Source organism: Bacillus sp. P4_D3, from assembly GCF_056401855.1.
This window is the reverse complement of sequence record NZ_JBFUIN010000157.1, coordinates 1-6,890: the sequence shown is the minus strand read 5'-3', so window position 1 is coordinate 6,890 and position 6,890 is coordinate 1. Positions and strand designations below refer to the sequence as shown.

At 32.0% G+C, this 6,890-nt stretch carries 4 protein-coding genes and 1 pseudogene; all 5 read right to left on the bottom strand.

Features of this window, described 5'->3' with window-relative positions; genetic code table 11:
- Window positions 1-323 (bottom strand): TerC family protein (locus AC1DTM_RS15485; RefSeq protein WP_477000444.1); only part of this gene is annotated, 323 nt, incomplete at its 3' end.
- A gap of 171 nt (window positions 324-494) precedes the next feature.
- Window positions 495-3,215 carry a sensor domain-containing protein gene (locus AC1DTM_RS15480; protein ID WP_131231701.1) on the bottom strand — a complete coding sequence of 907 codons (2,721 nt, stop codon included), beginning with the start codon at window positions 3,213-3,215 and terminating at the stop codon, window positions 495-497.
- A gap of 544 nt (window positions 3,216-3,759) precedes the next feature.
- On the bottom strand, window positions 3,760-4,995 hold the full coding sequence (locus AC1DTM_RS15475; RefSeq protein WP_078173058.1) for an N-acetylmuramoyl-L-alanine amidase: 1,236 nt from the start codon (window positions 4,993-4,995) through the stop codon (window positions 3,760-3,762).
- 457 nt (window positions 4,996-5,452) lie between these two features.
- A pseudogene (locus AC1DTM_RS15470) lies at window positions 5,453-5,682 on the bottom strand (Ger(x)C family spore germination protein); the annotation flags it as partial.
- 92 nt (window positions 5,683-5,774) lie between these two features.
- A complete protein-coding gene (locus AC1DTM_RS15465; RefSeq protein WP_078173057.1) occupies window positions 5,775-6,722 on the bottom strand; it encodes a DNA-binding domain-containing protein in 948 nt (315 codons plus the stop codon).
- Between the last annotated feature and the right edge of the window lie 168 nt (window positions 6,723-6,890).

The window sequence follows — 6,890 nt, the reverse complement described above, 5'->3', positions numbered from 1 at the left end:
TCCTTTTCATCGTCCTCATGAATATTTTGATTGTCTTTTCCAAATTGCGCCTGAATGACATGCTTCAATCCTAAGTAAAGAAGATAAGCTGCTCCTATCGCCTGTATTTGCCAAACATTTGCAATAAATGAAATCGCAAATAGGGCTGCAAATCGAAAAACAAAGGCCATAATGATTCCGTAATTTATAGCTCTTTTCTTCTCTTCTTCGGGTAAATGTTTCGCAATAACTGCTAGGACAAGAGCATTGTCAGCCGATAACAATCCTTCTAATCCGATTAAAATTAACAATGCCCAAGCATACTCTAGCCATATTGAATCCATCCGCTTCTCTCCTTTCTAAAACAAAAATCAGATAAGGTCTTTGCTCAATAGAATTTCCTATTAAGACAAATTAAATGCTAAAACATTTTGACAGTTAATTTGCTGTCCTCTATTTGTTATAATTTCAACAAAAAACAAGTCTAGATTGTGTTTTTCTTAGACAGGGTGATGCTACATTGTGCTTAAAAATTTGATGAATTCATCTTCACTTACAGGTTTACTGTAGTAATAGCCCTGAATTAGATAACATGCATTACGTTGTAACACTGTTAATTGTTCCTTCGTTTCTACCCCTTCTGCGATCACTTTCATGTTTAAAGTATGCGCTAGTGAAATAATGGTATGAATAATTTCATTTCCATCAGTAGAATTTCCGATCCTATTAACAAATTCTCTTGGAATTTTTAAGGTATCAATTGGATACAAAGGGAGATATGCTAATGAAGAATACCCTGTGCCAAAATCGTCAATTGATAAATGTACACCATATGATTTTAATGCTTTTAACTTCGCTAACGTTTCTTTTTCATCTACCATTGCTATCCGCTCCGTTAATTCTAAATCGATCGAACTAGCAGGTACCCCTATTTCTTCTATAGTAGATATGATTGTTTGAACAAAGTCCTTCTGTTCAAACTCTATAGCTGATAAATTTATCCCCATTTTTAGATTTGAATAGCCCGCAGAATGCCATTCTTTCAGTTGTCGACACGCTTCCTGTAACGTCCATTTCCCGATTGAAATAATCTGCGATGTTTCTTCCGCGATAGGTATAAACTCAAAAGGTGAAATCAGCCCCAGCTCTGGATGTTGCCAACGTATTAAAGCCTCTGCACCAATAACCATACCAGCCTTACTATTAACTTGTGGTTGATATAATAGAAACAACTCATTATTTTCTAATGCATTAGGTAAATCCTGTTCTAATCGTAATCGTCTTGTTATTTTTTTTGATAATGTCTCGTCATACATGCAAACAGCATTATTACCTTTTTCCTTTGCACTATACATAGCAATATCAGCATGTTGTAAAAGTGTAGTAGTATTTATTCCTCCAAACGGATACACTGCTATTCCTATACTAAGAGATAAGTAAAAGCTATGCTGATTTACTACAAATGCTTCTTCAGTTATACGAAATAGAGTTTCACACAAATCCAATAGCTGTTGCTCTGTATGGTTATGGACTATGATTGCAAACTCATCTCCCCCTATTCTCGCTAGAGGAATAGCCGGTAACAGACATGTCCTAAAACGTTTAGCAACTTCTTTTAAAACACTGTCACCAATTGAATGTCCCAGTGTATCATTAATAGTCTTAAAACGATTTAAATCTATATACAAGAGTCCAAATTCATCCTGCGTTTTTTGTGCACGCCCAATGGATTTTTCTAATTCTTGTTGGAAGAATATTCGATTTCCAATCCCCGTCACTGTATCATGGAATGCTAGATAGTTTATCTCATCTTGTTGTTGCTTCATTCTCGTAATGTCTTTTACCATTACATAACTCCCAAAAGTTTGCCCTTCTATCATAATTGGAACAATGGTGACGTACCAAAAATGAATGTCCTTCTCATTATTATTTTTCACACGTAATTGTAACGAAGCCGAACTGCATCGTTTCCCTTCCTGTAGAGCCGCTTCCAATTCAGATCTATCTTCATCTAAAAAAATTGAGAAGCACTCTTTACCTATTAATTCATCACTGTTTTTTCCTAATAACATACTTCCAGCCTGGTTTATATTTAACACAGTACCATTTGAATCAATCGTTAATATAGGATCTGGATGATACTCATATAATGACTTAAATCTCTCTTGATTTTTGACCAAGTCATTGGATTTGTTTATTAAATCTTCTGTTCTTTGAGATACTTTTTGTTCTAATTGATTATTAAACACTTTTAACATCTCGGTTAAATTTCTGTTTTGCATTCGTACGATTGTATGACGAATCAGCACAAATACAAATGCAATACAATTTCCAGTAATAACTGTAGCCGAGGAATTTTGCTCTTTTAAAGTAAAGCCAATTAATACCGCAACTGCAAGATAAGGAAATATAACAAGAAGTTTCTTCCCAAATGTGGGATCGATAATAAAATAATTCCTTCTAGAAGATGCATTCTTTGGGATCGAAGCAGCAATAGCGATAAATAATAGGAAAACTCTATACAAACACCTTAATAATATAACTGAACGATCTGATAAATCATCTTGTAAGTAAAAATACAAGTAGTCTGTAATAGCCAATCCAGTTAATACGAGGATAAAAATAAATAATTTACTTTTCGCATTAAAAATAGCTGGTCGAAAGATTAGACTCACTCCTAATAAAAGAAGTAATAAATCTATAATTGGAAAAATAAATGAGAGAAAAACATCTCCAATTGATAAGAATAAGATATTTGCAGAAGGTTTATTAAACAGGTACCACTCTAATGTAAAAATGGCAGTAACAACAATACATAAATCACAAATTAAATACGCTTTTTCCCACTTGTTACATTCCATAATGATTTTATAAAAGAATGCAAAGAGAAAGAAGAATAAGAAAAACAACAAAAATACATCAGAGATATTAAAATTTTGTATCGGCAATTCTACATTAAGTACTTGAAAAGCGGATATAAAATTCCCTATCAAGAAACACCCTATTGCAATAGTAATGCAAACCCAGAATACTCCTAACTTAATTTTTCTGGATAATATAGAATAAAGTAATGAGATAAATACAGTAGTTTCAACAACTAAGGATGATAGTCGGATATTAAAATCTGATACAAAATAATGATTCGGAAAAACAAATAAAAATATAAAGCAAAAGCTTATATAGAATATTAGAGCTATTGTTAATAAGATAAATTGCAAATGTGAATGTTTAAGCAATATATTCACCTTCTTAAGTCTTTCATCATTTTTTCAAAAATTTGTTTCTAATTATTATTCATATTATGGCCATTTCAAAAGATTTCTTTCAAAATAAAGCAGCCTTACATTGCACTTGTAAATATTTAACAACCACATAACAGGAATTACAAAAAATATGAGCAGTTATGTCCTTAACACTATCAATTATTGTTATACGAACTATTTATGTAACAAGTTGATTTCATAGCTAATGAGTTCAAAGAATGTTTTCTTTGAACTCATTGTATACTGCCCATCTGAATCATATAACTTAACTATTTTTAAATTAAAATTTCACGTGAAAATAATGAATGTAGGTGTATGCCCCTATCTATTTATCTTTTTTTCTTCATAACTTCTATAGTATTCATTAAGTACGCTAACTTAAACACCGACTTATTTATAATCCTTAATAAGTCGGCGCCAGTATACACTATAAAACTAAAACACATTACAAATAACAAAATTATACTTTAGCAATTTATAAATTACTTATTCCTAGAATTACTAAATTCCCTTTTACTTATTTCAACCTATATTCAGATACATTATTTCCTTTCCATTCATAATAATCTAAAATCCCTTCATAAATGGCTTGTGCTGCAATCTGTCTACCGTTTGCCGTAGATAGTTTACTGTAATCGATACCATTATCTATAAAAGCCAGTTCCGTTAACACAGCTGGCATGCCGTTTTCTCTTATAACATGAAGATCTCCATGTTTAACGCCTCTATCACGTGTTTGAAGGGCCTCTACTAAACGTGCTTGGATTTTTTCCGCTAACACATGACTTTCTTCCACATGAGGATTTGTTTTTTCGGATTCAGAAGATTTATAATAGTATGTTTCTGTCCCTTTTGCATTACCATTATAAGCATTTGCATGAATACTTATAAAGATATCCCCCTGATTTTGCTTAGCAAATTTAACACGTTCCTGTAAAGAGCTTTTTTGATCATGTCCAGGTCTAGTATCAGATTCACGAGTTAATAAAACTGTAAATGGTGTATGTTTTTCAAGCAATTGTTGTAGGCGTAAGGAAGTGTCTAATACAATTTTACTTTCAGGCAATCCTTTTGTGGCTTTTCCAGGATCTTCACCACCATGTCCAGGATCAATAATGATTGTTTTACTTTCTAAAGGGTTTTTCGGACTGTATTGAAGGGTATCTGTTTTGGCAGTAAGTTGTGCGGCTTCTGCACGTGTTATGAATTTATTTGGTTGCCAACCATTATCAGTACCAACAGAAATCTTTAAATCAATTAAAATATTGGCAAATTTTTCACCCCAATGTCCTTTTAAATCATCAAATTTACTTTGCCCATTACTATTTGTTCTATCTTGTAGCTTATATGCATTTACTAACATTGTTGCCATTGCAGCACGAGTAACTTTTCCAGAAGGATTAAATATTCCATTTCCTTCACCTTTAATTATTCCTGCTTTTTCAGCAGCAGCAATATACGGCGTTCCCCAGTGGTTTTGTGAATCTGTAAAAGATGGTTTTGCATTTAAGTCAATATGTATACCAAGGGCCTTTGTCATAATTGTTGCCGCAGAAGCCCTATCTAATGTATCACTTGAACCAAAAGTTCCATCTGGATAACCACTCAATACTTTTTTATCAACTAAATAATTAACGGATTTGTCAGCCCATGCAGGAACATCTGGGAATTTATGAGTATTTGCAAATGCACTAGATGAATAGGATAGTAGACTTCCAGCAAGAATTCCTGTAGCAATTAATTTGTATTTCAAAATGTAACACCTCTAAAAAATTATTACAACTTGGTAAATATATCATTTATAGTTAATCTTTAAATAATACGACTTAGAATAAAGAATAGATTAAATACGTATTATCCCTATATTAAAGATATTAAAAATACCAAATACAAATCGAACTATTATTCCGAAAAGAATCCTGAGACATACACTTATAGATAGAAACTATTAAATATATTCACCAACGTCGTGTAACCAGTATAGTTACTTATATGTACGAGTGTCAATTGAAAAAACCTTACATTTTTGTAAGATAACCATGTTAATTGTGTAGTAAGTAATTATTATATAATGTGAATAATTACTCGGTATAATAAAATAGTAATCTTATATTTTAAACAAATATTGATTATCTTGGTAGGCAAATAACTTATAACAGCCGCCTTTTTGGCTATGCTTTGGAATCCTACTTTACTCTTCAATTCTCCGTATTAAAAGTTTGTTGATGAAATGTAATAACAACTGTACGATTATACAACTTATTCACCTCAATTAAATCAGTTAAATATTGAGGAAGAGTCGGTTTATCTTTAAAATCATTATGTATTAAGTCCTTTCACAGTGACAATACGCATATTCCCAGTATTTTTCTGATGACAATACTACAAAGTAAGACCTAGCTCCTTCCTTTTGTACAAATTTTTGATTTACTAAAATTAATTATAACTTTTCCTCTGCCCGAAATGATTCCATACAAAACAAAAGGGAAATACATATACACTATGTATTTCCCTTTTGTTTTGTACCCATTTTTATTGTGGTACGGTCATAACCTGACCGCTACTATCAACCATAATTTTCATTTTTCCGTCTTGAGCGTTATATAATCCTAGCTTATGTAAATCTTGTTTGCACTCTTTTACGAAGAAAGGCAACGTACGAATTTGATCGATATCAGAGCTCGTAATGAAATGAATTAAATGATGCGTCATTTCTTTAATATCATGTACAAGGTCTTCCTTCTCTCGCTTTAACCTATCATTTTCACTTCGTAATGAATGTACTTCACCTTCAAGACCTCGAGCGTTCTTCTCTTCTTTCGAGCGCCCTGCAGCCATGCTAGAAAGCTTATAAATCCCCGCCATGAACTGATGCAATTCGTGTTCTTTCTTTTCACTACATTGACTAATTGTTTCAAAGTTATCCACGATGCCAGATATAACTGTTACGAGGCTTTTTTCATCTTCTTCATTTCGAACGTCTTCATTTGCTTCCTGCTTGCTTTCTTGTTTTATCTCAGCAATTGTCTCTTTTACAGGTGCATATTTACGTTTTCGCCCCGGTTTTTGTTTTTCGATATTTTCAAACGGGATTTCTTGTTTTTTTAATTTATAATACGTGTTCTGTAATTGACTTTCTGTTTTCGGAAATAAATTCAGTTCATTTTTACTAACATATTTTGAAATGTTTGCGATGTTTAAGCCTTGACGCTGACAAAATTGATATACTTCATACAATAGTTCTAGTTCAGACTTCAACCATGTAATCTCTGATTTTTCATATACTCGCATACCGCCATTTTTTTCTATATCTATTTGAAATAATACCATTCTATTATATAAATCGATAAGCTCTTCATACTTTATTCGGAATTGTTTCTCTATTTTTTTAAATTCCGCCTCTAATTTCATATCGTTCGTTTTATTATTTGACATGTTTTGTAAAAGACTTAATACATTGATTGCTGTGTGGTGATACATAATATGTGTCACTCCCCCTCATCCTTTCACAATTCTCATCTGACTCCCATGTCTTTTAAGAAAATAGAAATTTACACATATCCATATTATAACATTTCGAAATTATCTGTCAAATAATTAACATACAAAAAAGTATAAAAAGTATGTAAATAATAGAAAAGATTTTTT

Bases quoted from the DNA above. Each gene is read 5' to 3' on its own strand.
- AC1DTM_RS15465 (WP_078173057.1), bottom strand. From the start codon at position 6,722: ATGTATCACCACACAGCAATCAATGTATTAAGTCTTTTACAAAACATG.